Genomic DNA, 24524 nt, shown 5'->3' with positions numbered 1-24524 from the left:
TACAAGATCATTCGGCGCCGCAGCACTTCTTGTACTTCTTGCCGCTGCCGCAAGGGCAGTCGTCGTTGCGGCCGACCTTCGGCTCGTCGCGCTTGACGGTCTCGACCGCGCCCTTGCGCAGCGGGAGCCAGTAGCGGTAGATGGCCGGGATGTTGGCTTCGATCTCCAGCGCCAGCTGGTGCGCCTTCTTCGGGTCTTCGACTTCCGCCAGTTCCGATTCTTCGATCTCGTCGGCGCCCAGCAGGTAGATCGGGCGCATCAGTTCGGCGACGTCGGACGACCAGATTTTTTCCCAGGAACCGGGGCGCAGTTCCATGCCTTCCCAGAAGCCCCAGCACCAGGCTTCGGCGTCGATCAGGGTGTCGCCGTCGATGTCGTGCTCGCAGAACAGCGGCTCGAATTCCTTGGGCGCGGCTTCGAAGGTGATCAGGACTTCGTTCATGAAGCGCATGATCAGGTTGATGATGCGCTGCTCTTCCTTCGGATTCTTCCACTTCGGCGCCTGCTTGCCATCCTCGCCCCAGACACGCGGCAGCCACTCGGCCGGCATGATGGTTTCCGGACCGATCGCGATCGCGGTCAGGTAGCCGTGCAGGGTGTCCATGGTCATCGCATCCTCGGGGGAGCGGTCGGACAGCAGGAACTGGTCGAGGTCGTCGAATTCTTTGTCGGTGAGGGGTTCGTCGAGATGCATGTGAGGCTCATGTTGCGTTGGAAGGCGCCAGTGTAACCGTTGCGGACCGGCGAAGCACGGAAAACGTGATGCGCCCGCATTAGGAGGAGGGAGGGGGCGGCGCTTACAATGGGCGGATGGAGAAACCGTCTATGGAAACGAAGAGCCAGGCCCATCCGTTCGAGCGCCTCGACCCGCAAACCGTGCTGGAGGCGGTCGAAAGCGTCGGCCTGTACGGCGACGGCCGCCTGCTGGCCCTGAACAGCTACGAAAACCGCGTCTACCAGGTCGGCATGGAAGAGGGGCCGCCGGTGGTGGTCAAGTTCTACCGCCCGCAGCGCTGGAGCGATGCCGCCATCCTCGAGGAGCACGCCTTCATCGCCGAGCTGGCGGAGAGCGAGATCCCGGCGGTGCCGCCCTCCCTCATCGACGGGCGCACGCTGCACCTGGCCGCCGGCTACCGCTTCGCGGTCTTCCCGCGCCGCGGCGGACGCGCGCCCGAGCTGGGCGACCCGGCCACGCTGGAGTGGATCGGACGCTTCATCGGCCGCATCCACGCGGTGGGCGCCGCGCGGCCTTTCGAACATCGGCCGACGCTGGATGCGCAGACCTTCGGGCGCGAGCCCTACGACTGGCTGCGCAGCCATGATTTCGTTCCCCCCGAGCTCCTGGCGACCTGGTCCAGCGTGGTCGAGCAGGCCCTGGACGGGGTGGCGCGCTGCTACGAGCGCGCGGGCGAGTTGCCGCTGCTGCGCCTGCACGGCGACTGCCACGGCGGCAACGTGCTGTGGACGCCCGACGGCCCGCACTTCGTCGACTTCGACGACAGCCGCATGGGCCCGGCCGTGCAGGACCTGTGGATGCTGCTCTCCGGCGAGCGCCAGGAGATGGTGTCCCAGATGGCCGACGTGCTGGCCGGCTACGAGGACTTCTGCGAGTTCCACCCGCGCCAGCTCTACCTGGTCGAAGCCCTGCGCACCCTGCGCCTGATCCATTATTCCTGCTGGCTGGCGATGCGCTGGGACGATCCCGCCTTCCCGCAGGCTTTCCCCTGGTTCAACACCCAGCGTTACTGGCAAGACCGCATCCTCGAGCTGCGCGAGCAGGTGGCCTTGATGGACGAGCCGCCGCTCTGGCCGGTGTGATATTGAATAAGAGGAATTGCCCGGATTTCACCGTCCAGTTCGGCGTGCCGTGCGCGCCGGATTTGCCGGATAATCACATCGACGCAGTCCAATTCCGAGAATGAGCATGGAACCCATCAAGCCCCAGCCCGACGATTCCGATTTCACGATCGACCTTTCGCCTACGCGCACGTCCCACGCAGGAAGCGTCGTGCCGCCGGCGGCTGACGAGGAGCCCGCCGCTCCGAAACCCGCCGGCCGCGCGCCGATGGACATGCGCGAGATCCAGGAGGCCATCGCGCGCGTCGAGGCCGAGGCCAAGGCGAATGTCGCCGCCGAGAGCCGCGCCCATGCCGAGAGCCGCGCCCGCTCGCTGGCCGAGGAACGCGCCGCCATGGATGCGGCCGCGACCGCCGCCGCCCTGGCAAATGCCCAGGCTTCCGAGGAAGCGATCGCCGCCAACCGCGACCGCCTGGAATCGCTGCGCGCCGCCGCCCAGGCATCGAACGAGCGCCTGGAAGCGATTCGCCAGGAAACCGCCGAGCTGCGCGCCCGCCTCCAGAACGATACCGAAACCCGCATGGCCGCCGAGGCGCGCGCCCGTGCCGAAGAAGAAGCGCGGCGCCGCGCCGCCGCCCAGGTCGAGGCCCAGGCCGAGATGGCGGCCCAGGCGGCCAAGGCCGCCGAGGAATTGCTGGCCCAGACCGAACAGGCGCGCCTGCAGGCGGCCGAGCGCATGGCCGCCGTGGAAGCGGCCAAGGAAGAAGTCCTGCACAACGCCAGCGCCGATGCGCGCGTGGCGATCCTGGCGCGCGAGCGCGAGCGCGCCGAACGGGGCGCCCGCCAGACCGCCGAGAAACTGGCCCAGGCCGAAGCCGAGGCGCTGGAACTGACCCAGCAGCGCGAACGCGCCGACCAGGTGGCGCTCACCGCGGCGTTTGCGCGTGCGGCCGCCGAGGCGCGGGCGCTGGAAGAAGCCCGCGCCCTGGCCCACATCGAACAGGAGCGCGAAGCGATCGCGCTGGCCCAGGCGGAATCGGAGCGCGTCGCCGCCCAGTCGCTGCGCATGCGCCTGGAAACCGAAAAGGAAATACGCGACGCCGCCACCCACCGCGAGCGCATGGAACAGATGGCTGCCGCCAGCGCGGCCGCGCGGCGCGAGGCCGAGAACCGCATCATCGCCGCCACCGAGGCGCGCATCGAGGCCGACCGCAAGCTGCGCGAGGTATCCGAGGAGCGCGCCCGCGCCGAGGAAGAGGCGAGCCAGCAGGCCCAGGCGCGGCTGGAGGCCGAGACCGTCGCGGCGGCGCATGCGCGCGAGCGCGCGGCGGCCGACGAAGCGGCATTGGAAGCGGCACGCCGCCAGGCCGGGGAAGAACAGCGCCAGCGCGCACTGGCCGAGGAACGCGCCGCCCTGGCGCGTGAAGTGGCCGAGGCGCAAGCCCGGGAAAACGCGGCAGAGGAAGCGGCGATGGCGGCCGTGCGCGAGCAGGCCGCGGCCAGGGCCCAGGCCGAGGAAGCCGCGCAGCGCCGCGCCGAAGGCGCCGAGCGGCGGCTACTGGCCGAACGCGAGCGCGTCGCGGCCGAGGAAGCGGCCGTGAAACGCGAGGAAGAACAATTGCAGGCCGAGCGCGCGCTGGCCCAGGCGGCGGAAAGCCGCGCCCGCGCGGCGAGCGAGACGGCGGCCCAGCTGCGCGAACAGCTCGAGGCCGAACGCCGCGCCGAAGCCGCGCAGCAGGCGGCCCTGGCGGCCCAGCGCGAGCAGGCGCGCGCCGCCATCGAGGAGGCGGAACATGCGGAAGCGGCCGCCGCGGCCCAGCGCGCCCAGGCGAAAAAAGCCGTGGAACTGGCGGCTGCCCAGGCCGAGCGCGCCGCGGCCGAGCGCCGTCAGCTCGACCTGACGGAAGCTGCGATCGCTTCCGAGCGATCGAGCACCGAAGCCGCGCGCGAATCGCTGGCCCAGGTCGAACGCAAGCTGGAGGCCCAGCGCCAGCAGGCCCAGGCCGACGCCCGCGCCAGCGAGGCCGCTGCGGCGCGCCTGGCCTCCGAGCAGGCCGCCGCCCAGGCGGCGCAGGCGAGGGCGGATGCCGAGGAAGAGCAGGCCAGGTTGGCGCGCGAGCGCGAAGCGGCCGAGCTGGCCGGCCTGCAGGCGGCGGTCGAGAAGCGCGACGCCCAGCGCGCCCTGCTGGAACACGCCCAGCGCCACGCCGACATGCAGCGCAAGGCCGCCCAGGCCACCCAGCGCATGATGGAGGCGCGCAAGGAACTGGCCGACCTGGAAGCCCAGCGTTTCGACGAGCACAGCGGAGAACTGGCCGCGACCGAGAAGGCGATCGGCGAACGCAAGGCGGAAGCCGAGCACCGGGTGGCCTCGGTCAACATCACGCGCGAGGTCCTGGGGCGCTTCAAGCAGCCGGCCTCGGCAACCCAGGCGGTGACACGCCTGGCCGACGTGATCGCCAGCCAGAGAAAGAACGAGCAGGATTAAGCATCACTGATATGCTGGGCATATCAGTGATGGTGTAACGATATGCGAAGCGTATTACTGGGTGGCGCCGGCCTGGCTCGGCGCCACCGGATTGACCGGCCCGGTGCTCGCTTTCGTCGCGAAATACTCCGTCTCCCCGAAGCACGAGGTCGGCACGCCGACGTGCTGCTCGTAGGAGATCTGCACCCGCTGCCCCATGGCGTTCTGCAGCTGCCTGACCACTGCCTCGTCGCGCACGGTGAAGGCGAAGCGCTCGGGAATGGCGCCCGGCATGCTCGACAGCAGGATCTCGCCCTCCCAGGTCTTGCACAGCCAGCCCTTCTTCGAGAACTTCTGCAGGTAGCCCGCCCGTTCGCCTTCCGAATACGACCAGCTCAGGGTGAACCAGGTGTACAGCCCGAACAGCACGACGATGGCGGCGAGGGCGGACAGGAGGAGGGCGGTGGCGCGTTTCGGCATGGTCTTGGGCATGGCGCGGTATGTAGTGAAAGAATCAAAGAGAGTTGTCAGGATGGCAGCAGAGCGGCCGCGCACATTCTGCCATGTCTGGGCTGAATAGCAAAATGCCCTGCCTGGCAGACACTATGCGGGCGCACGTCCCTCGCTCTCCATGCGCCGCCGGTAACGCACCGAGGACCACAGCGAGACCAGGATGAAGGCCAGCCCCGACAGTCCCGTGAACCACTCGGGAATGTGGTAGTGCACGCTGGCGAACATGATCACGGCCAGGATGCCGATCGCGTAGTGCGCCCCGTGTTCCAGGAAGACGAATTCGTCGAGCGTGCCCTTGTAGACCAGGAACACCGTCATCGAACGCACGAACATGGCGCCGATGGCCAGCCCGAGCATGATGATGACGACGTCGTTGGTGATGGCGAAGGCGCCGATCACGCCATCGAAGCTGAAGGAGGCGTCCAGCACTTCCAGGTAGAGGAAGCCGCCGATGCTGCCCTGGGCGATCATCTTGCCCACTGCCGGGTCTTCTTCTTCTTTTTCCAGCAGGCCGCTGATCCACTGCACGCCGATATACACGAGCACGCCGCTGACGCCGGCGATCAGCACCGGGAGCTTGCGCGCCGGTTCCATCAGGTACATGGCGCCACACACCGCCGAGAGCGTCAGGAGGATGGCCAGGCCCTCGGTGCCGTACTTGCCCACCTTTTCCTCGATCCAGCCCAGCCAGTGCAGTTCCTTCTCCTCGTCGAACAGGAAGTTCAGGAAGACCAGCATCAGGAAGGCCCCGCCGAAGGCCGCCACCTCGGCGTGCTTCTCGGTGAGGTGGCGCGAATACTCCTTGGGATTGTCGATCGCCATGTGCCAGACCTCGATCAGGCCCAGGCCGGTCGCGGCCGAGACGATCACGAGGGGGAAAATCAGGCGCATGCCGAAGACGGCCACCAGGATGCCGACGGTAAGGAACAATTTGCGCCAGAACTCATTCCAGCCGCGCAGCACGGAGGCATTGACGACCGCATTGTCGAAAGAAAGCGACACTTCCAATACGCCAAGCACCGCGGTGATCCACAAGGCCTGTAGCATACCGCCGACGCCACCATGCTCGTAGCCCCACCAGCCGGCCAGCGCCATCAGGATGACCGTGACCCCGATCGACAAGCGGAAATGCCGCATAAAGACTCCCGTATTCGTGTTCGTGTGTATTACCAACATAGTAACGTTCCGGTCCCAGCGGCGGCGCGAGAATGCCTCTGGAAAATGTATCTGTTCAGGCTTGCTTCTGAGATAATTCTGGCCGGCATTAATTCACCTGGAAGAGACAATGGATTTCGCGTATCTCGTCACACCCGTGCTGACCTGGATGGTGGTCGGCCCGATCAAGTTCCTGATCACCAGTGCGCGCCAGCGCCGCTGGGCCTTCAACCTGGTAGGCAACGGCGGCTTCCCCAGCAACCACAGCTCGGTGGTCACCAGCATGGCCACCCTGATCGCCCTGCGCGAGGGCATCGGCCACCCGGCCTTCGGCGTCGCCGTGACGCTCGCCTTCATCGTCATGATCGACGCCAACAGCCTGCGCCAGCACGTGGGGCGCCAGGCGGCCGCGATCAACAAGCTGGCCTGCGATACCGTCGGCCACATCGTCCTGCGCGAGCGCATGGGCCACACCCTGGTCGAGATCGGCGGCGGCATCGCCACCGGCATCGGCATGGGCTTCCTGATCCACGCCCTGTTCGGAGCATGATCTTTTAGTTAATAGATGGGCGGACAGCCGGACGTCCGCCCTGTCCGGAATCGAACGCATTTCATCCATACCGTATGCAGTTCGTCGCGTCATACCGCATTTCATCCCTCGATTTCCGCAGTATGCAGAGTCGTCAATTGACGCCCCCAGGGCACTACTGAATACTGCGCGCTGGCTGTTCATATTCGCACCTTTAAAAGAATACGAGGCTGTGAAAAATTGCATTTTTCACAGCCTTCAAACTGAGTCCATTCTCTGGAGAACCACATGCTGCGCAAAACACTACTCGTCCTTGCCCTGGCCTCGGCGCTCGCCGCCTGCAGCAAGGAGCCCGCCAAGCCGGGCGCCGAAGGGGCGCCACAGGCCGCCAAGGCCGATTCGAAGGACAAGCGTCCGACGCAGCTGCAGGTCGCACCGGAAGACGTGCTGACCATCCAGAGTGACATCCTGTCGAGCGGCCCGGTCGTCACCGGTTCGATCCAGCCGGAGCGCAAGGCCGACCTGCGCGCCGAAGTCTCGGCCGTCGTGCTGCAGGTCCTGAAAGAGAACGGCGAGCCGGTCAAGCGCGGCGACGTACTGGTGCGCCTCGACGAAACCGCGATCCGCGACACCGTCTCCTCCGCCGACGAAGCCGTGCGCGCGGCCAGCCAGGCCCTCGACCAGGCCAGCCGCCAGCTCGAGCGCATGAAGACCCTGCGCGCCTCCGGCATGACATCGGCCGTCGGCCTGGATGAAGCCGAAGTGCGCCGCAACAGCGCCCTGAGCGAACTGTCGGCCGCCAAGAGCCGCGCCGCCACCGCCCGCCAGCAGCTGTCCCGCACCGTGGTGCGCGCACCGTTCGACGGCATCGTCTCGGAGCGCAAGGTGTCAAATGGCGACACCGCCAACATCGGCAAGGAACTGGTCAAGGTCATCGACCCGAACAGCATGCGCTTCGAAGGCCGCGTCTCGGCCGATTCGATCGCCACCGTGAAGGTCGGCCAGAAGGTCAACTTCCGCGTCAACGGCTACGGCGAGCAGCAGTTCGCCGGCATCGTCAAGCGCATCGACCCGGCCGCCAACGCCATCACCCGCCAGGTCGAAGTCCTGATCGAGTTCGCCGACAAGGCCCAGCCGAAAGTGGCCGGACTGTACGCCGAAGGCCGTGTCGACGCCCAGTCGACCAATGCCCTGATGCTGCCGGAAGCGGCGGTCGTCAAGTCCGGCGACAAGGCCTACACCTGGCGCATCAAGGACAAGACCCTCAGTAAAGTCGACCTGGTGGTCGGCGCCCGCGATCCGCGCACCGGCAACCTCGAAGTCAAGCAGGGCCTGGCCCAGGGCGACATCGTGCTGCGCGCCCCGACCTCGAACCTGAAGGATGGCCAGAAGGTCGAAATGGCCACTGCCCGCGTCGCCAGCGCCGCCGGCAGCGCTGTGCAAGGGAAATAAGGAAAACAATAAATGTTCCTCTCTAATTTCAGTGTCAAGAAACCCGTCGCGACGGTCGTGCTGATCGTCGCGATGATGGCGATGGGCCTGCTGGCCCTGTCCAAGCTGAAGGTCAACCAGAACCCGGACGTCGAACTGCCGATGATCTCGGTCGACATCCCGTATCCGGGCGCCTCGCCGGAGACGGCCGAGCGCGAGATCACCAACCGCATCGAGAAGCAGCTGCTGGCGGTCCAGGGCGTCACCGAGGTCAATTCCAACTCCTACGAGGGCGGCGTCTGGCTCCAGCTGGAATTCGACTTCGACCGCAACCTGATCGAAGCCTCGGACGACGTGCGCAACGCCATCGCCGCGGTGCGCTACAAGCTACCGGTCGAGATGCGCGAACCGATCCTGCGCCGCGTCGACACCACGGCCGAGCCGGTAATGCAGCTGGCCCTGTCCTCGAGCACGCAGAGCCACGCCGAAATCTCGCGCTATGCCGAAGACGTGCTGGCCGACCGCTTCCGCGCCATCGAAGGCGCCTCGACCGTGACCGTCAACGGCGCCCTGCGCCGCGAACTGTCGGTCCTGCTGCGCGCCGAGAAGCTGCGCGAGTTCGGCGTGTCGGTATCCGACGTGGCCAACGCCCTGCGCACCCAGAACACCAATGCGCCGGTCGGCAAGCTGCGCAGCGAACTGGACGAGAAGGGCATCCGCCTGGTCGGCCGCATCGAGCGTCCGGAAGACTTCTCGCAGGTCGTGGTCAAGCGCAACGGCGACCAGATCGTGCGCCTGAACCAGGTTGCCGAGATCAAGGACGGCTACGCCGACATCAACAGCCTGTCGATGCGCAGCGGCAAACCGAACGTCGGCATCCAGATTGCCCGTGCCCGTGACGCCTCGACCGTGTCGCTGGCCAAGAAAGTGCACAAGGTCGTCGAGGAAGTCAGCAAGGAACTGCCGGAAGGCACCAAGCTGGAAGTCACCCGCGACGGCGGCGAAGACGCCCAGAGCAGCCTGAACAACGTGATCGAAGCCCTGGTGCTGGGCGCGATCCTGACCATCTTCGTCGTCTACGCCTTCCTGAACTCCTGGCGTTCGACCCTGATCACCGCGCTGTCGCTGCCGACCTCCGTGCTGGCCGCCTTCATCGCCGTGTGGCTGTGCGGCTTCACGCTGAACTTCATGACCCTGCTCGGCCTGTCGCTCGCCATCGGCGTGCTGATCGACGATGCGATCGTGGTGCGCGAAAACATCGTGCGCCACATGGAAATGGGTTCCGACCGCCGCACCGCGGCGCTGGAAGGCACCGCCGAGATCGGCATGGCCGTGGCCGCGACCACCTTCTCGATCATGGCCGTGTTCATCCCGGTCGCCTTCATGCCGGGCATCTCGGGCGAATGGTTCGGTCCCTTCGCGCTGACCGTGACCTGCTCGGTGATCGTGTCGCTGTTCATTTCCTTCACCCTCGACCCGATGCTGTCGGCCTACTGGGGCGACCCGCCGGGCCACCATAGCGCACCGAAGAAGGGGCTGGGCGCCATGCTCGACCGCTTCAACCACTGGTTCGACCACCAGGCCGAACGCTACGGCCGCGTGATCGAGTGGGCGCTGCACCATCGCAAGTGGATGGCCGCCATCGCCGTGCTCAGCTTCATTGGCGCGATCGCCCTGCACTGGGCCTGGGGCGGCTCGAGCTTCCTACCCAAGGCCGACCACGGCGCCATCATGGTCGACATCCGCGTCCCGGCTTCGTCGAGCGTGGAATACTCGCGCCGCAAGGTGGAAGCGGCGGCCGAGCTGGCGCGCCAGATCCCGGAGACCGAGGATACCAACAGCTACGCCAACCTGAGCGGCGGCCGCGTCTATGTCGACATCGGCAAGCGCCGTTCGCGTGACCGCACCGCCTCCGAGATCGCGGTCGAACTGCGCGAGAAGATCAGCCGCCTGGTGGGCGCCGAGTACACCGTGATCGACGACCTGAGCGGCGGCGGCAAGCCCGTGCAGGTGCAGTTCACCGGCCCCGATTCGCGCAAGCTGATGGAACTGACCACGGCCTATATGGAAAAGCTGCGTGAAGTGCCAGGCGCGGTCGACGTCACCCTGTCGGAACAGGATCCGAAGAACGAGCTGCAGATCGTGCTCGACCGCGGCCTGGCCAACGCCATGGGCATCTCGATCAACGACGCCGCCCAGTCGCTGCGCGTGGCCTTCGCCGGCATCGAAGTGGGCGACTGGGTCGACCCGAGCAACGAGACCCGCGACGTCGCCGTGCGCCTGCACCCGGACGACCGCGTCAGCACCGACAACATCGAGCGCCTGCCGATCTCCGTCAGCGGCACCGGCATGATGGTGCCCCTGGAGCAGATCGCCACCATCACCATGGGCAAGGGTCCGGCCGGCATCCGCCACCGCGACGGCGAGCGCATGATCACGGTGTCCGCCAACGCCCAGGGCCGTTCGCCTGGCGAAGTCACCGCCGACGCCATGAAGCTGGCCAGGACCTTCGACTTCCCGCCGGGCTATGGCCTGAAGCTGGGCGGCGCCGGCCAGGACCAGCAGGAAGTGTTCACCGCCATGGGCATCTCGCTGCTGTCGGGTATCGGTCTGATGTACCTGATCCTGGTGATGCAGTTCGGTTCCTTCACGGCCCCGCTGGGCGTGATGCTGTCGCTGCCGCTGTCGCTGATCGGCGTGGTGGTGGCCCTGCTGCTGACCAAGAACACCCTCAACCTGATGAGCCTGATCGGCGTCATCATGCTGATGGGCCTGGTCGCCAAGAACGCGATCCTGCTGCTCGACGCGGCGCGTGAGCTGGAGAAGCAGGGTGTCGACCGCGAGGAAGCGCTGATGGCTGCCGGCCGCAAGCGCCTGCGTCCGATCCTGATGACGACCTTCGCGCTGATCGCCGGCATGCTGCCGGTGGCGATGGCCCTGGGCGACTCGGGCGAGTTCTACCAGCCGCTGGCCATCGCGATCATCGGCGGTACGATCACCTCGACCTTCCTGACGCTGCTGGTCGTGCCGACCTTCTACGACAGCATCGAGATCGCCCGCGACCGCATGTATGCGAAGTTCAACCGCCGCGCAGCACGCCAGCCGGTGCTGGTCGCCTTCCTGCTGACCTTCGTGGAAGCGATCCTGACCCTGGTGCTGGTGCGCGCCGTGTTCCGCTTCATCCTGTGGCTGGGCCGCCTGGCAACCGGCCGCCGCGTCAAGGCGATGCCGGCCTGAGGTCCGGCGGGTGCGGGTCGCCAGCCCCGGTGAATGCAAACGGCCAGCGCATGCTGGCCGTTTTTTTTGGTTCCGCGCCGGCAAGCCGACACGCCGGCGCCAAAACAAAAGCCAGCCGAAAGGCTGGCGATCGCTGCATCCGCGAAGCAGGGATGCGAGAGTACAGCGGCAGGAAGCGTTTTCCGGCAGGGCCGGAATTCCCGGGGCCCGCATGGCGGGCCCCGTTCCTTGCCATGCGGACGGCTTACTGGCCGGTGGTCGGCGGGGTGGTGGTGCCGGTGCCGGTGCCGGTGGTGCCGGTGGTGCCCGAGGTACCCGAAGTGCCGGTGCCGGTGGTGCCGGTTGCGCCAGTGCCGGTGGCTGCCGGATCGGTGGTGGTGCCGGTGGTGCCGGTGGTGCCGGTGCCGGTGGCGCCAGTGCCCATGTCGCCGGTGGTGCCGGTGCCGGTTGCACCGGTGCCGGTGTCACCCGTGGTGCCGGTGTCACCCGTGGTGCCGGTGGCGCCCGAGGTGCTGCTCGGGGTGGTGGCCGAGGTGTCCGGCGTGGTGGTCGTGGTGTCGGTCGCCGGCTCGTTCTTGCGGCAGGCGCCCAGCAGGGAGGCCAACACGGCAGCAGTCAGCAGGATTTTTGGTGCTTTGGTCAGTGCTTTCATTGTTTAAACTCCTCGTTCACGTCTATCTTGTGCTACGGGCTCCAGGTGAGGCCTTGGAGATTCCGTGGCGCCAGGGTTAGGTCCTCCGAGGGTTCGTGAACCCAGCAGTGGAACCATCAGGGAACCGACGCAATACGCGGCCCCGGGGTCGGTGCACGATTCAGGCGAACCTTAGACCGATAGCCGGCCGGCCAGTTCGAAAGAAACGTTCACCAGGTACTCCTTTCCGCTCTACGCTGCGGATTTGTTGGAAACGGGTGCTAGGCTCCCGTTCCCCAAGCCACCGGCGCAGGCCGGATGGTTTCATGGTCGACGGCATCCTTGCCGGCGATCTGTTCCAGCAGGGCGGGAATTTCTTGCGAGATTTCCCGCGCCAGGTATCCGAGTGTTCCCATGCGCCGCGCCAGTTGTTCGCCGGAGCGCGCATGCAGGGCCACGCCCCAGCATGCGGCCTGGTCGAGCGCCGCGCCGCGTGCCGCCAGTCCGGCGATGATGCCTGCCAGCACGTCTCCCGAACCGGAGATCGCGAGGCCCACATTGCCGCCTTCATGCTGGTACAACGTTCCATTGGGCGTTGCGATGACAGTGCGCGCACCTTTTAATACGACCATCGCATTCCAGTCGCGCGCGGCAACGAGTGCGTGCGGGTCGGGATCGAGGCAGATGTCTTCCTTGGCGATGCCGGTCAGGTGCGCCATCTCGCCCGCATGCGGGGTCAGGATCACCGGGCGTTCGAAGCGCCAGGGCCGGTCTGGCGGCCAGTCGCCGGGCGGGTGCAGCAGCGCCCCCATGGCGCAGGCGTCCAGCACCACGGTCGTGCCCGCGGCCTCGAAGCGCGGCAGCAGTGCATGCACCAGTTCGGCCGTGGCGGGCTCGTCGCGCATGCCGGGCCCGACCAGGATCGTGTCGACGCGCTCGGCCAGCGGGTCGAGGCGGGCCACGGCGTCGAGCTTGATGCCGGCGCTGTCGTGCTCTTCCAGCCCGATCACGCGCGCCTCGGGCATGGCCAGCGCCACCAGCTGCGCCACGCTTCTCCCGGTGGCCACGGTGAGCTTGCCGGCGCCTGCGCGCAAGGCCGCGGTGGCTGCCAGGATGATGGCGCCCGGCATCTCGCTCGAGCCGCCCAGCACCAGCACGTGGCCGCGGATTTCCTTGTCGCCCTCGATCGCCGGCATCGGCACGGCCCAGCTGCGCAGCAGGGCTGTGTCGACGTCATGCACGGCGGTGGCGCGGGTAGGCGTGTCCATGGTCGGGTAGGGTTTATGCCTTGGGAGCCGAGGGCAGGTCTTTGCTTGCGGTGACGGGCGTGCCGGTGGCTTCCAGCGGCGCGACGAAGTTCACCAGGCGCAGCGCGAGGTGGCCGCCCTTGCCCAGCGTGGGGTCGTATTCATAGGAGGTGACCGAGCAGTTCGGCACGTCGCCGGCGCGGTCGAAATCGAGGATGGCCTTCTCGCTCATGCGCTCGAACAGGTAGCGGAAGCAATTGACCGTGACCTGGTGCGCGACGATGAGGACGCGCTCGCGGCAGTATTCGCGGTTCAGGGTGTCGATCACGCTGCGCAGTCGCAGGATCACGTCGCACCAGCTCTCGCCGCCGGGCGGGCGGAAGTAGAACTTGCCGACGTGCTGGCGCTGTTCGTAGAGCTCGGGGTAGTGGTGGGCGATGCCGTGGGTGGTGAGGCGGTCGAGGATGCCGAACTCCTTTTCGCGCAGGCGCTCGTCGGACTCGACGACGAGCTTGTCGCGGTCGAGGCGCTGCATCAGGATGTTGGCGGTTTCGGCAGCGCGCACGTAGGGCGAGTGCAGCACCACGGTCGGCTGCTGTTCCGGCGGCAGCGCCGCGAACCAGGAGCCGAGCGCCTGCGATTGCCTTTCGCCGAGTTCCGACAGCGGCACGTCGACGTCACGGTCGGCGATGTCGATGCGGTGCCCGGCGGATGCTTCCGCCAGCTCGCGCGCGACATTGCCTGCGCTCTGTCCGTGCCTGACCAGCCAGATCTCCTGCGGCCACTTCTGTTCCATCACCAGCCCGTCTTGATGTTGACATGGCGTCATCATAGACGGATTCTGCGGCCGCAAAGCGCACGATTGCGGGCTTTCCGGAGCGGCTCGCCGCAGCGTCGGAAGGGTCTTACACGCGCCTGATTTTCCCTTGGAATCAGGCGCTTGGCAGTGTCGGAGAAGGCTTACACGACTTGCTCGTCACCATCGAGGTTGATGTCGGCGTCGCTCTGGAACACGCGCATGTCCTGTTGGCCGAGCACCCGGCCGGTGATGGTGCCGGCCGTGATGGAGCCGCTCACATTGAGCGCGGTGCGGCCCATGTCGATCAGGGGCTCGACCGAGATCAGGAGGCCCGCCAGCGCCACCGGCAGGTCCATCGCCGACAGCACGATCAGCGCGGCGAAGGTGGCGCCGCCGCCGACCCCGGCCACGCCGATGGAGCCGAAGGCGATGATGGCAAGCAGCGGCAGCAGGAAGGAGGCCGTCATCGGATCGATGCCGACGGTGGGCGCGATCATCACCGCCAGCATGGCGGGATAGATGCCGGCGCAGCCGTTCTGGCCGATGGTCGCGCCGAACGAGGCGGCGAAGTTGGCGATGCCTTCCGGCGTGCCCAGGCGCGCGGTCTGGGTCGCCACGCTCATCGGGATGCTGCCGGCGCTGGTGCGCGAGGTGAAGGCGAAGGCCAGCACCGGGAAGATCTTCTTGGCATAGCGCAGCGGGTTCAGGCCGCTCGAGCCGATCATCAGGAGGTGCACGCAGAACATCAGGGCCAGCGCGCAGTAGGAGGCGGCGACGAAGCTGGCCAGGCCGAGGATGTCCTGCAGGCTCGAGCTCGACACCACCTTGGCCATCAGGGCGAACACGCCGAACGGGGTCAGGCGCAGCACCAGGGTCACCATGCGCATGACGATGACGTGGGCCACGTGCACGAATTCGCTGAAGGACTGGAACACTTCCGGCTTCTTGCCGGCGATGCCGGTGGCCGAGACGCCGACAAAAATCGAGAACACCACCACCGCGATGGTCGAGGTCTTGCGCGCCCCGGTCATGTCGAGGAAGGGATTGGCCGGAATGAAGGAGAGCAGCATGCCCGGCAGCGAGATCTCTTTTGCCGCCGCTAGATTGCCTTGCAGGTATTCGCCGCGCGCCACTTCGGCCGTGGAGGCCGTGAGGCCGACTGCGGAGAGGCCGAACAGCTTGGCCATCGCGATGCCGATGGCGGCGGCCACCACGGTGGTGACGAGCAGGATGCCGATGGTCAGCGTGCTGATGCTGCCGAGGGAGGAGGCGTTGCGCAGCTTGAGGATGGCCTGGACGATCGAGACCATGATCAGGGGAATGACGATCATCTGCAGCAGCTTCACGTAGCCGCTGCCGAGCACGTCCAGCCAGGCATTGGTGGCGGCGACCTGAGGCGAGCCCGCGCCGTAGAAGGTCTGCATGGCCGCGCCCAGCAGCACGCCCAGGCCCAGGCCGGTGAAGACGCGCTTGGTGAAGGAGACGTGATTGGCCTGGAGGCGGTAGAGCAGGACGCAGACGGCCAGGGCGACGGCCAGGTTGATCAGGAGAGGGAAGTTCATTGCTGCCTTTATTCGAGCCGATTCTTCGCAGCTCATGCGCTACGGAAATCAATCGACACATTCTATAGGCAAACCGATATCCCCGTGAAATGCGGATCCCGCGCCGGCTTCTGCGGATCGGTAGCAAGAAGACATCGGAAGATGTCTTGCTACTAATGCTTTGTGGCAATTGGGCGACGGAGCCCTTAGGCGGGGCGCAAACCTGCTGGTCAATATGCCCTCCGCGTGACAAGCTTGTGCAAGATGTTTGTTTCCGCCAGCCATTTTTTCCAAGAGCCTCCATGTTCAAACACCTCACCATCAAGACCCGGCTGATCTTCGTGATCGCCTTCCTTGCCGCCGAACTCATCGTCGGCGCCGTCGTCGGCATCGTCAACCTCGGCGTGGCGAACGGCGAGCTGAAGAACCTGTACGACAACCGCCTGATGTCGATGACCCACCTCAGCCGCGTGATGCAGCTGATCACGGCCAACCAGCTCATCGTCGCCAAGGCGGCCAATGTCAGCGACGCGGCCCAGCGCGACGCCATGCTGACGGAAGTCGAAGCGAACATCGCCGCCGTGTCGGCATCGTGGAAAGCCTACGAAGACACGGAAGAGACGGTGGAAGAGACGGCCCTGATCGGCAAGTTCGTGGAAGCCCGCAAGGCCTTCCTGGCGCAGGGCCTGCAGCCGGCGATCGCGGCGGTGCGCGCCGGCGACAGCGCCCGCGCGGGCGAGCTGGTGACGGGCGACATGGCGCGCCTGTTCCAGCCGGTGAACACGGTGGGCAGCCAGCTGATCGAGCTGCAGCAGCGTGTCGCCAAGGCCGATTACGAAGCCTCGCAGGCTACCTACGAGCTGGTGCGCCTGGTCTGCCTGGCGGGCCTGGCCTTCGGCCTCCTGATGGCCGCGGTGGTCGGCTGGCTGCTGGTGCGCGCCATCGTGCGCCCGATCGAGCGCGCCGTGGAAATCGCTGGCGCCGTCGCTAGCGGCGACCTGACCCAGAAGATCGAGGTCGACTCGCGCGACGAGACCGGCCGCCTGCTGCAGGCCCTGAAGGACATGAACGCCGCCCTGGTTCGCATCGTCACGCAAGTGCGCGGCGGCACCGATACCATCGCCACCGCCTCCGGCGAGATCGCCGCCGGCAACCTGGACCTCTCGAGCCGCACCGAGCAGCAGGCCGGTTCGCTGGAAGAAACCGCCTCGTCGATGGAGGAACTGACCTCGACCGTGAAGCAGAACGCCGACAACGCGCGCCAGGCCAACGTATTGGCGGCCTCGGCCCAGCAGGTGGCGGGCAAGGGCGGTGAAGTGGTCGAGCAGGTGGTCAAGACCATGGGCGCCATCAACAGTTCGGCGACCCGCATCGTGGACATCATCGCCGTCATCGACGGCATCGCCTTCCAGACCAACATCCTGGCGCTGAACGCGGCCGTGGAAGCGGCACGGGCAGGCGAGCAGGGCCGCGGCTTCGCCGTGGTGGCGGGCGAGGTGCGCAACCTGGCCCAGCGCAGCGCGGCGGCGGCCAAGGAAATCAAGGCCCTGATCGACGATTCGGTCGAGAAGGTGCACCACGGTTCCGAACTGGTGGACCAGGCCGGCGCCACCATGGCCGAGATCGTGCAGAGCGTCGGCCGCGTGACCGACATCATCACCGAGATCAGTGCCGCCAGCCAGGAACAGACCGCGGGCATCGAGCAGATCAACAGCGCCGTGACCCAGATGGACCAGGTGACCCAGCAGAACGCGGCCCTGGTCGAGGAAGCCTCGGCGGCGGCCCAGGCGTTGCAGGAAGAAGCCCGCGCGCTGGCGCAGGCGGTCGGCACCTTCCGCCTCGATGCGGCGGCGGCCCCGGCCAAGCCGGCCAGGGCGCAGGCGCGCATCGCGTCGAGCCAGGTGCTCAAGCAGCCCGCGAAGCCGGCCGCCAAGGCGGCGCCGAAGGCCGCGGCAAAGCCGGCCCAGGCGCGTCATGCCAAGGCTGCGCAGGCGGTCGATGCGACGGAGGGTTGGGAAGAGTTCTGACGCGTCGAAGCGTCATGAAGCAGGGCGCGGCGCTTGAGGGCGCCGCGCCCTGTTTTTTATGCGCCCCGGCGAGGGGGCGGCGACTTATTCGAAGGCGACGACCAGGGCGGCGAGGCCGACGCACAGGCCGAGCGCGACGCTGAGGCGCTGGCGCAGGCGGCTCGACACGATGCTCTTGGCAAAGGTGCGTTTCGGCGCCGACGGGTTGCTGCGGTCGACGGTGCCCGGATGGATACGTGGATGCGAGTGTTCGGTGTTCATGAAAGTCTCCTTGTTGCCGTCTCCACCGGAGACAGGCGTCCTATGGTTGGTGCTCATTGAGCGGGATTCTGGAGCGGGCTCGGTCGGGCGTTGATTGCTCGCCGAGCTCAGGCAAGCCGGACGGGTTTCAAGCTGGCGGCGCACAGCATGCTTGCGGCCGATTGGGTGCGGTCGCTGGGGGAGTGCGGAAGAAACGTTCTAGACATGCTGTGCCAGTACCAAGCTTCGACTTCGGGTGATCCGTCATGGCGGCGCATGACCCCCCGGGGCCGCGCCGGATGGCTTGCACGGGATGTTAATCATTCTACATGCTGGGAAGGGACGCACAAGTGCGCACACGTTTCCTTACAATTCAATGCATTGCCGTGAGCCAACGTATTCATCAATATCTCGCCAGTGCGGTCGAAAGTCAAGTAACCGGCGCGCAGCGTCGGCAGAAACCAACAGTCTTTCTGTCTTGCGGGGCCGTGGACGGCACATGATTCGTGGTTGCGCATGCAGATGCCGGCTTCGGTGTCATATCTCGCCGATCTGATCAGCAGCCATTCAAGACCGTTTCGTGATGTGCACCTTGTGGAACTTGCATGCAGGGCGGGGCGTCCTAGACTGAAGCACCGGCACTGGCGTAGCCAGAACCGGGCCATGCAGTTCAACCCCCTATCGCGAAGGAGCGATCATGCGCCTGCAATCCCTGGCACTTGCTGCCACTCTCCTGCTGGTGGCCGCGGACGCCGCCGCCCAATCCCCGGCTTCCGACTACCCGGCCACCGGCCAGATGTCGAGCGTGCAGGTCACCGCCCCTCCGCGTGGCCAGCGGGTGCTTGACGCCGACCCCGACGCCGTCAGCGGCCAGTACCGCCTGTCGAACGGCTGGAAGCTCGAGGTCAACCCGGGCTACAGCGGCATCTGGACCCGCATCGACCGCCAGCGCCCGATGCGCCTCTCCGCGGTGTCGAAGGACACCTATGTCTCGCATGACGGCAATGTCTGGATGCGCTTCGACGTCGAACGCGACGAGATGGTGATGCGCTATGTGCCGCAGTCGCGGCTGGCGGAGATCATCGAGGTGAGGGCGACGCTGGCGCAGCGCTGAGCTTGCTTAGCCGTAAAACGAGAACGCCAGCCCGAAGGCTGGCGTTCTCGTTCAATTCTGGTAGGCCGTGCTGGGCTCGAACCAGCGACCAACGGATTAAAAGTCCGCTGCTCTACCAACTGAGCTAACGACCCGAAAGAAGCGAGATTATAGGATGAGACAGCGAAGCTGTCAAACACCCATCGCTTCGATGGAACTTACTTGAGCGAGGCCAGGCGGTCCTTGGCCGTCTTGGCGGCGCTCGATTCCGGGTACTTCGAGACCAGCTGCTGCAGCGCCTTCTTGGCGTTCTTGCTGTCCTTGAGCAGGGCGTAGCTGCTGGCGATGTTCAGCATGGCGTCCGGCACCTTGGCGCTGTCGGCGTAGGTGCTGGTGACGATCTCCTGGGCCGCGATGGCTTTCTTGTAGTCGCCCAGCGCGTAATAGGCGTTGCCGAGCCAGTACTGGGCGTTCGAGGCGTAGGCCGAATCGGGATAGCGGCGCACGAATTCCTGCAGGGCGGCGGCGGCGCCCTTGTAGTCGCCCGATTGGAACAGGGCGGTGGCGTTCTCGTAGGTGGTCTTCTCGGCCGGCATCACCTGGGCGACCTGGCCGTCCACGGTTTCCTGCTGCGGTTCGAGCTTCTTGATGCGGGAATCGAGGTCGGCGTAGAGCTGCTTCTGGCCTTCCTGGGCGCGGGCGATCTGGTTCGCCAGGACTTCGATCTGGCCGCGCAGGCGCGCGATTTCCTGCATGGTCTGCTCGTGCTGGTTCAGCATGTCGAGCTGGGCGGTCTTGTCCGACTTGGTCTCGATGCGCGCGTTCAGGTCGCGGGCAATGGCGTCGACCTTTGCGCGCAGGTCGAGAATGGCCTTGCGTGCTTCGTCGTCGTCGAGCAGGCCGGCGTGCGCCTGCAGCGGCATCCAGGCCGCCAGGACCAGGGCGGCGAGACGGGACGGGGACAGTTTCATCATGGCAGTCAATTTTTCCGGTTGCAGAGTAAAAACGGGGCGGATGCAGTCTGACTGCCATCCGCCCCGCTGTCAATGCGCCTGACCTTAAGGCGCATCAGCCGACTTGATCAATTATTACTGGTAGACGATGTCAGCGCGGCGGTTTTCAGCCCAGGCTGCTTCGTCGCTGCCGGTTGCCTTCGGCTTTTCTTCGCCCAGCGACACGGCTTCCATCTGGCTTTCCGACACGCCCAGGGCGGCCATTGCACGACGGACGGCTTCAGCACGCTTCTGGCCCAGGGCCAGGTTGTACTCGGTGCCGCCGCGTTCGTCGGTGTTACCCTGGATCAGGACCTTGCGGCCGGTGTTCTTGGTCAGGTAGCCCGAGTGGTTGGCGACGACCGGCTTGCCGTCTTCGCGCACGACGAAGCTGTCGTAGTCGAAGTAGACGCTGCGGTTGGCCAGCACGCCTTTCGGATCATTCAGCGGATCGACGCTGCCGGTCTCGACCGGACGAATCTCGCGCTGCGGCTCGGCCGGAGCGGCAGGCGCCGGGGTCGGGGTCTTCTCGACGACCGGGGTTTCCTGCAGCTTGGTCGACGAGCAGGCGGTCAGCAGGGCGGCCGAAGCGATGAGGGCGAGTTTCTGGAAGTTGCGCATGGTTTTTCTCCTTGTCTATTAAAAGTTTCTGCTTCTTTACTTCATGAAGGGACCCCAGCTGGGCTCCCGAATGTTTCCCGCATTGGTGCTCAAGCGCTGCTTGACCCGTCCATCCACCGAGACCACGGCCAGCGAGGCACGCCCGCCGCCCTTGATCGCATACATGATGTACTTGCCGTTAGGCGAAAAACTCGGTTCGGTGGCCCCATCGGCCAGGCGCAGTTCCTGGCCGCTTGCCAGGTCCATCGCGTAAAGAGAGAAACCGCCGTTGCGCTGGGAGATCCATGCCAGGGTCTTGCCGTCCGAAGACACGCGCGGGCTGATGTTGTAGTTGCCGTTGAACGTCAGGCGGGTGGCGTTGCCGCCCGAGGCGCTCATCTTGTAGATCTGCGGACCGCCGCTGCGGTCGCTCATGAAATAAATGGTCTGGCCGTCCGCCGAGAACTGCGGCTCGCTGTCGATGGCCGGGTTGTTGGTCAGGCGCTTGTGGCCGGTGCCGTCCGGACGCACGGTGTAGATCTCGGTATTGCCGTCGCGGGACAGGGCCACGGCCAGCAGGCTGCCGTCCGGCGACCAGGCGGGCGCCGAGTTGTTGCCCTTGACGTTGGAAATCACGTTGCGGCGGCCGGTCATCAGGTCCTGCAGGTAGACCACGGGCTTGCGGTCTTCCAGCGAGACGTAGGCGACCTTGGTGCCGTCCGGCGACCAGGCCGGCGAGAAAATCGATTCACGGCCGCGGGCGGCGACGATTTCGTTCTCGCCGTCGGCGTCGGCGACCACCAGGCTGTAGTTGCGGCCGGCCCTGTCTTCCTTCACGTAGGCGATGCGCGTCGAGAAGATGCCGCGTACGCCGGTCAGCTTTTCATAGACGTCGTCGGCGATGCGGTGGGCCTGCAGGCGAATGTACTTGGGCTGCACCTCGCCGCCGAGCTGCGAGATCGCGGCGCCCTTCACGGTGTCGTGCAGCTTGTAGCGCACGGCGAAGCGGCCGTCCGGCTGGCGTGCCACGCTGCCGACGACCAGGGCGTCCGCCCCGCTGGCGCGGAAGGCGGCCAGGTCCACCGGCGCGTTCTCGCTGATGACCTGGCGCGCGTCGATCACCTTGAACACACCGCTGCGCTCGAGGTCGGCACGGATGATGTCGGACACGTCGTCAGGGGCGAGCGATTCGTCGGCAAAGGCCGCGACCGCGACCGGGATCTGGTTGCTGCCGACACCGGCGATTTCGACCTTGATCTGGGCATTGGTCGCCGTGCCCATCAGGAGGGTGGCGCTGAACAGCAGGTAATGGAGTTTTTTCATAATCTGTCTTGAACCGTATCCATCGAGTGAATCAGTCGTAATCCTTCATCGAGAAATTGACGTCGAGCGTGCGTTCCACCGTGCCGTCCTTTTTCTTCGGCAGCGGAGATGCCTTTTTAATACCATTTTCCACTGCTCTGTCAAACTCAGGCACACCGCTGCTTTTTACGAGGCGCACCGACATGATTTCGCCGGTCGGCAACTGCTCGACCTTGAAGATCGCCTTCGGATTGCCCGGCATGGTCGTGCTGCCGCCGTAGGCGGTATTGCTCTTGATCGCGGCCGTGATCGCGGCGACGTAGCCGGCGTCTGCCCGTGGTCCTGTCGACTTGGCGGCCGTGCCAGTGCTGCCCATGGCGCCGGCGATGCGCTTGAGTTCGTCCTGGCGCAGCTTCTCGAGCTTGGCGGCTTCGGCTTTCTCGGCGGCGGCCTTCTTCTTGGCGTCGGCGAGCGCTTTCTGCTTGGCTTCCGCTTCTTCTTTCTTCTTCCGGTCGGCTTCCTTCTTGGCGAGTTCCTTCTTCTCGCGCTCGGCGTCCTCTTTCTTCTTCTGCTCGGCGAGTTTCTTCTCGCGCGCTTCTTCTTCCTTGCGCTTTTGCTCGAGCTCCTTCTTCTCGGCCAGCTCGCGCTTTTCCTGTTCTTTGCGTTCTTTTTCGCGCTGCAGGTTGATGTCCGGCGGCGTCGGGGCCGGGCGTTCCACCGGCGGCGGCTCGACCGGGCGCGGCGGCGGAGCAGGCTCCGGTTCCGGCTGCGGTTCCGGTTCCGGGGCGGGCGGCGTCGGCAGCTCGGGCGCGGCGGCGGTTTGCACCGACATGTCCCACACCTCGGCTTCGACGGCGACCGGCTCGCTGGTCTGCCAGCTGATGCCGAACCATAGGAAGCCCAGCAGAACGGCGTGCACGGCCACTGCCAGCATGAACGCTGGCAGGCGGCTCGGTTCTGGCGGCACGCTATAGGGCGCGCCGGCGGTGGCAGGCTTCATTGCTGACATAAATGGCTTACTTGGTCGCGAGACCCACCCGGTTAATGCCCATCTTCTTCGCTTCGGAAATCAGGCTGATCACGTCCTCGTACTTGCTCTCACGGTCGCCTTCGATCAGGACCGGGTAGTCCGGATTCTCTTCGTGCAGGGCGCGCAGGCGCTCGAGCAGGGCGGTGCGGTCGGCCACGTCTTCCATGGCGATCTTCTGCTTGCCGCCGACGCCGATCGACAGCTTCTTGTCGGGCTGGACCGCGACGCGAATGTAGGTATCCGGCGGCAGCGCCGACTTCTCGGCGCTCGGCAGGTTCACCACGCTCGGCGCTTCGTTGGCCGGCACGGCCATGAAGATGATGAGCAGCACCAGCATCACGTCGATGTAGGGCACGACGTTGATCTCGGACTTGAATTTGCGTTTGCGTCCGCCGCGCAGGCTGCTGCTGGAAAAAGCCATCGGGAGCCTCCGTCCTTATCGCGACTGGCGCTGCAGGATGTTCGAGAATTCTTCGACGAAGCTCTCGAAGCGGATCGCCAGGCGGTCGATGTCGTGGGTGAAGCGGTTGTACGCCACCACCGCCGGAATCGCGGCGAACAGGCCGATCGCGGTGGCGATCAGCGCCTCCGCGATGCCGGGCGCAACCACGGCTAGGGTGGCTTGCTCCACGCTGGCCAGGCCGCGGAAGGAGTTCATGATGCCCCAGACGGTGCCGAGCAGGCCGATGTAGGGCGAGACCGAGCCGACCGAGGCCAGGAAGTTCAGGTGCAGGTCGAGGGCGTCGAGTTCGCGCTGGAAGGAAGCGCGCATGGCGCGGCGGGATCCGTCCAGAACCGGACCCATGTCGTTGACATCGCGGGCGGCCTGCTTGCCCTTGATGAACTCGCCCATGCCGGCTTCGAAGATGCGGGCCAGCGGGCCGCTCTGGTCGCGCTGGGCACTGGCGCTCTGGTGCAGGGTGTGCAGGTTGCCGCCGGCCCAGAAGCTGCGTTCGAACTGTTCGGTGGCGCTGCGCGCGGCGCGCAGGGCGAACACCTTGCGGAAAATATAGGTCCAGCTGACGATCGACAGAAGCAGCAGCAAGGCCATGATCAATTGCACCAGCGGGTGGGCGTTGAGGATCAGGGCGGTCAACGAAAGGTCTGGAGTCTCGGTCATCGTGTCGGGTTGTCGGATTGATTAGTTTCTTATGCGGCGCGCATTTTATCAGCAGCACTGGCCGGGAGCGAGCGCGGACGCATCGTAGCGAGGTCGACGCAGCCGACCTTGACGCTGGCGCTGGTGAGCAGCAGCTCGTCTTTCCAGGCTTGCTGGGTGAAGCGAACCGAGGCAGGGCCGAGCTTGTCCACCATGGTGCGGATGGTCAGCACGTCGTCCAGGCGGGCCGGCGCGTGATAGTCGAGCGAGGCGCTGCGGACGACAAAGGCGGCGCCTTCGGCATCCAGCAATTCCTGCTGGCCGACGCCGAGCGCGCGCAGCCATTCGGTGCGGGCCCGTTCGAAGAATTTCAGGTAATTAGCGTAAAACACGATGCCACCGGCGTCGGTATCCTCGTAATAGACCCTGACTGTCCAGTCAAAAGCTGAAGGCATTTCCCCTGCCATTAAATGAAAATAGGAAACATTTTACGCGATATTTACCCTGCTTATGTACGCTTCCATACATAAAGCCGGGAAAAGGGTGTCCATGCCTCTCGGACAAGGCAGGCAGTGCGCCCGTAGTAGACGTGAAACATAGCCGAAAGGCCAATTACTGTAACACTTTCTCACATTTGGGCTGCGCTCGATACGATTAGTTACGGGAGCTAAAACACAGGTTTTCCCGATATCGCGATGCTTTTGTAGGGTGGACGGCTTAGCCGTCCGCGCGTTCAAATCCCTCGGGAATAGCTGCAGCGCTATTCAACGTCTGTTTGAACGCGCGGACGGGAG

22 protein-coding genes and 1 tRNA gene are annotated in these 24524 nt (G+C 65.8%); 7 read left to right on the top strand and 16 right to left on the bottom strand.

Annotated features, from left to right (window positions below):
* Positions 1-7 precede the first annotated feature (7 nt).
* Positions 8-694, bottom strand: a complete 687-nt coding sequence (locus NX780_RS13860; RefSeq protein ID WP_258828458.1) for a UPF0149 family protein — start codon at positions 692-694, stop codon at positions 8-10.
* 131 nt (positions 695-825) lie between these two features.
* On the opposite strand from NX780_RS13860, the gene NX780_RS13855 reads away from it, so the two are divergent.
* Together NX780_RS13855 and NX780_RS13850 are read left to right on the top strand one after the other, a co-directional pair.
* The gene (locus tag NX780_RS13855) at positions 826-1818 is read left to right on the top strand and encodes a serine/threonine protein kinase (RefSeq protein WP_258828457.1); all 993 of its coding nucleotides are present in this window, start codon (positions 826-828) and stop codon (positions 1816-1818) included.
* A 106-nt stretch (positions 1819-1924) separates the two neighbouring features.
* On the top strand, positions 1925-4285 hold the full coding sequence (locus NX780_RS13850) for a coiled-coil domain-containing protein (protein WP_258828456.1): 2361 nt from the start codon (positions 1925-1927) through the stop codon (positions 4283-4285).
* Positions 4286-4339: 54 nt separating this feature from the next.
* Here the strand turns inward: NX780_RS13850 and NX780_RS13845 are convergent, their stop codons facing one another.
* Together NX780_RS13845 and NX780_RS13840 are read right to left on the bottom strand one after the other, a co-directional pair.
* Positions 4340-4756, bottom strand: coding sequence for a DUF8785 domain-containing protein (locus NX780_RS13845; protein ID WP_258828455.1), 417 nt, complete (start codon positions 4754-4756; stop codon positions 4340-4342).
* A gap of 111 nt (positions 4757-4867) precedes the next feature.
* Positions 4868-5914 carry a DUF475 domain-containing protein gene (locus NX780_RS13840; RefSeq protein WP_258828454.1) on the bottom strand — a complete coding sequence of 349 codons (1047 nt, stop codon included), beginning with the start codon at positions 5912-5914 and terminating at the stop codon, positions 4868-4870.
* 148 nt (positions 5915-6062) lie between these two features.
* Between NX780_RS13840 and NX780_RS13835 the strand changes: the two genes are divergently transcribed.
* From NX780_RS13835 to NX780_RS13825, 3 genes are all read left to right on the top strand, one after another.
* Entirely contained in the window at positions 6063-6482 is a 420-nt protein-coding gene (locus NX780_RS13835) for a divergent PAP2 family protein (protein WP_258828453.1), read from the top strand.
* Positions 6483-6749: 267 nt separating this feature from the next.
* The gene (locus NX780_RS13830; protein ID WP_258828452.1) at positions 6750-7913 is read left to right on the top strand and encodes an efflux RND transporter periplasmic adaptor subunit; all 1164 of its coding nucleotides are present in this window, start codon (positions 6750-6752) and stop codon (positions 7911-7913) included.
* Positions 7914-7925: 12 nt separating this feature from the next.
* Complete coding sequence (locus NX780_RS13825) at positions 7926-11129, top strand: efflux RND transporter permease subunit (protein ID WP_258828451.1); 3204 nt, start codon at positions 7926-7928, stop codon at positions 11127-11129.
* 244 nt (positions 11130-11373) lie between these two features.
* Here the strand turns inward: NX780_RS13825 and NX780_RS13820 are convergent, their stop codons facing one another.
* The 4 genes from NX780_RS13820 to NX780_RS13805 form a co-directional block, all read right to left on the bottom strand.
* Positions 11374-11781 (bottom strand): hypothetical protein, encoded by a 408-nt coding sequence (locus NX780_RS13820; RefSeq protein ID WP_258828450.1) that lies wholly within the window; start codon positions 11779-11781, stop codon positions 11374-11376.
* 260 nt (positions 11782-12041) lie between these two features.
* On the bottom strand, positions 12042-13028 hold the full coding sequence (locus NX780_RS13815; RefSeq protein ID WP_258828449.1) for an NAD(P)H-hydrate dehydratase: 987 nt from the start codon (positions 13026-13028) through the stop codon (positions 12042-12044).
* Between the two features lie 13 nt (positions 13029-13041).
* Positions 13042-13803 carry a histidine phosphatase family protein gene (locus NX780_RS13810; protein ID WP_258828448.1) on the bottom strand — a complete coding sequence of 254 codons (762 nt, stop codon included), beginning with the start codon at positions 13801-13803 and terminating at the stop codon, positions 13042-13044.
* Positions 13804-13967: 164 nt separating this feature from the next.
* Complete coding sequence (locus NX780_RS13805; RefSeq protein ID WP_258828447.1) at positions 13968-15368, bottom strand: L-cystine transporter; 1401 nt, start codon at positions 15366-15368, stop codon at positions 13968-13970.
* A 281-nt stretch (positions 15369-15649) separates the two neighbouring features.
* Between NX780_RS13805 and NX780_RS13800 the strand changes: the two genes are divergently transcribed.
* A complete protein-coding gene (locus tag NX780_RS13800) occupies positions 15650-17374 on the top strand; it encodes a methyl-accepting chemotaxis protein (protein WP_258828446.1) in 1725 nt (574 codons plus the stop codon).
* Between the two features lie 84 nt (positions 17375-17458).
* Here NX780_RS13800 and NX780_RS13795 read toward each other — a convergent pair whose 3' ends face one another.
* Complete coding sequence (locus tag NX780_RS13795) at positions 17459-17635, bottom strand: hypothetical protein (protein WP_258828445.1); 177 nt, start codon at positions 17633-17635, stop codon at positions 17459-17461.
* 676 nt (positions 17636-18311) lie between these two features.
* Here NX780_RS13795 and NX780_RS13790 point away from each other — a divergent pair.
* Positions 18312-18728: a hypothetical protein gene (locus NX780_RS13790; RefSeq protein WP_258828444.1), complete on the top strand. Its 417-nt coding sequence runs from the start codon at positions 18312-18314 to the stop codon at positions 18726-18728.
* 58 nt (positions 18729-18786) lie between these two features.
* Here NX780_RS13790 and NX780_RS13785 read toward each other — a convergent pair.
* The 8 genes from NX780_RS13785 to ybgC all read right to left on the bottom strand — a co-directional run bounded on the left by NX780_RS13785 (position 18787) and on the right by ybgC (position 24185).
* Positions 18787-18862 (bottom strand) — tRNA-Lys (locus NX780_RS13785).
* A gap of 63 nt (positions 18863-18925) precedes the next feature.
* Positions 18926-19681: a tol-pal system protein YbgF gene (gene ybgF, locus NX780_RS13780; RefSeq protein WP_258828443.1), complete on the bottom strand. Its 756-nt coding sequence runs from the start codon at positions 19679-19681 to the stop codon at positions 18926-18928.
* Between the two features lie 114 nt (positions 19682-19795).
* A complete protein-coding gene (gene pal, locus NX780_RS13775) occupies positions 19796-20320 on the bottom strand; it encodes a peptidoglycan-associated lipoprotein Pal (protein WP_258828442.1) in 525 nt (174 codons plus the stop codon).
* Positions 20321-20356: 36 nt separating this feature from the next.
* Positions 20357-21622: a Tol-Pal system beta propeller repeat protein TolB gene (gene tolB, locus NX780_RS13770; RefSeq protein ID WP_258828441.1), complete on the bottom strand. Its 1266-nt coding sequence runs from the start codon at positions 21620-21622 to the stop codon at positions 20357-20359.
* A gap of 31 nt (positions 21623-21653) precedes the next feature.
* A complete protein-coding gene (gene tolA, locus NX780_RS13765) occupies positions 21654-22610 on the bottom strand; it encodes a cell envelope integrity protein TolA (RefSeq protein ID WP_307732834.1) in 957 nt (318 codons plus the stop codon).
* Positions 22611-22617: 7 nt separating this feature from the next.
* Complete coding sequence (locus tag NX780_RS13760; protein WP_258828440.1) at positions 22618-23052, bottom strand: biopolymer transporter ExbD; 435 nt, start codon at positions 23050-23052, stop codon at positions 22618-22620.
* 15 nt (positions 23053-23067) lie between these two features.
* Entirely contained in the window at positions 23068-23751 is a 684-nt protein-coding gene (gene tolQ, locus NX780_RS13755; protein ID WP_258828439.1) for a protein TolQ, read from the bottom strand.
* Positions 23752-23780: 29 nt separating this feature from the next.
* Positions 23781-24185 carry a tol-pal system-associated acyl-CoA thioesterase gene (gene ybgC / locus NX780_RS13750; protein ID WP_258828438.1) on the bottom strand — a complete coding sequence of 135 codons (405 nt, stop codon included), beginning with the start codon at positions 24183-24185 and terminating at the stop codon, positions 23781-23783.
* Positions 24186-24524: the final 339 nt, after the last annotated feature.

It is taken from the genome of Massilia agri, from assembly GCF_024753255.1.
Taxonomy (GTDB): Bacteria; Pseudomonadota; Gammaproteobacteria; order Burkholderiales; family Burkholderiaceae_D; genus Telluria; species Telluria agri.
The sequence above is the reverse complement of the archived record's forward strand: the minus strand, read 5'-3'. Positions and strand labels throughout refer to the sequence as shown.

Coding starts and splice junctions, on each gene's coding strand:
- NX780_RS13805 (WP_258828447.1), bottom strand. CDS start 15,368: ATGAACTTCCCTCTCCTGATCAACCTGGCCGTCGCCCTGGCCGTCTGC.
- NX780_RS13800 (WP_258828446.1), top strand. CDS start 15,650: ATGTTCAAACACCTCACCATCAAGACCCGGCTGATCTTCGTGATCGCC.
- NX780_RS13760 (WP_258828440.1), bottom strand. CDS start 23,052: ATGGCTTTTTCCAGCAGCAGCCTGCGCGGCGGACGCAAACGCAAATTC.
- NX780_RS13860 (WP_258828458.1), bottom strand. CDS start 694: ATGCATCTCGACGAACCCCTCACCGACAAAGAATTCGACGACCTCGAC.
- NX780_RS13845 (WP_258828455.1), bottom strand. CDS start 4,756: ATGCCCAAGACCATGCCGAAACGCGCCACCGCCCTCCTCCTGTCCGCC.
- NX780_RS13855 (WP_258828457.1), top strand. CDS start 826: ATGGAAACGAAGAGCCAGGCCCATCCGTTCGAGCGCCTCGACCCGCAA.
- ybgF (WP_258828443.1), bottom strand. CDS start 19,681: ATGATGAAACTGTCCCCGTCCCGTCTCGCCGCCCTGGTCCTGGCGGCC.
- NX780_RS13815 (WP_258828449.1), bottom strand. CDS start 13,028: ATGGACACGCCTACCCGCGCCACCGCCGTGCATGACGTCGACACAGCC.
- pal (WP_258828442.1), bottom strand. CDS start 20,320: ATGCGCAACTTCCAGAAACTCGCCCTCATCGCTTCGGCCGCCCTGCTG.
- NX780_RS13825 (WP_258828451.1), top strand. CDS start 7,926: ATGTTCCTCTCTAATTTCAGTGTCAAGAAACCCGTCGCGACGGTCGTG.
- NX780_RS13790 (WP_258828444.1), top strand. CDS start 18,312: ATGCGCCTGCAATCCCTGGCACTTGCTGCCACTCTCCTGCTGGTGGCC.
- NX780_RS13810 (WP_258828448.1), bottom strand. CDS start 13,803: ATGGAACAGAAGTGGCCGCAGGAGATCTGGCTGGTCAGGCACGGACAG.
- NX780_RS13835 (WP_258828453.1), top strand. CDS start 6,063: ATGGATTTCGCGTATCTCGTCACACCCGTGCTGACCTGGATGGTGGTC.
- tolA (WP_307732834.1), bottom strand. CDS start 22,610: ATGTCAGCAATGAAGCCTGCCACCGCCGGCGCGCCCTATAGCGTGCCG.
- ybgC (WP_258828438.1), bottom strand. CDS start 24,185: ATGCCTTCAGCTTTTGACTGGACAGTCAGGGTCTATTACGAGGATACC.
- NX780_RS13840 (WP_258828454.1), bottom strand. CDS start 5,914: ATGCGGCATTTCCGCTTGTCGATCGGGGTCACGGTCATCCTGATGGCG.
- tolB (WP_258828441.1), bottom strand. CDS start 21,622: ATGAAAAAACTCCATTACCTGCTGTTCAGCGCCACCCTCCTGATGGGC.
- NX780_RS13850 (WP_258828456.1), top strand. CDS start 1,925: ATGGAACCCATCAAGCCCCAGCCCGACGATTCCGATTTCACGATCGAC.
- NX780_RS13820 (WP_258828450.1), bottom strand. CDS start 11,781: ATGAAAGCACTGACCAAAGCACCAAAAATCCTGCTGACTGCTGCCGTG.
- tolQ (WP_258828439.1), bottom strand. CDS start 23,751: ATGACCGAGACTCCAGACCTTTCGTTGACCGCCCTGATCCTCAACGCC.
- NX780_RS13795 (WP_258828445.1), bottom strand. CDS start 17,635: ATGAACACCGAACACTCGCATCCACGTATCCATCCGGGCACCGTCGAC.
- NX780_RS13830 (WP_258828452.1), top strand. CDS start 6,750: ATGCTGCGCAAAACACTACTCGTCCTTGCCCTGGCCTCGGCGCTCGCC.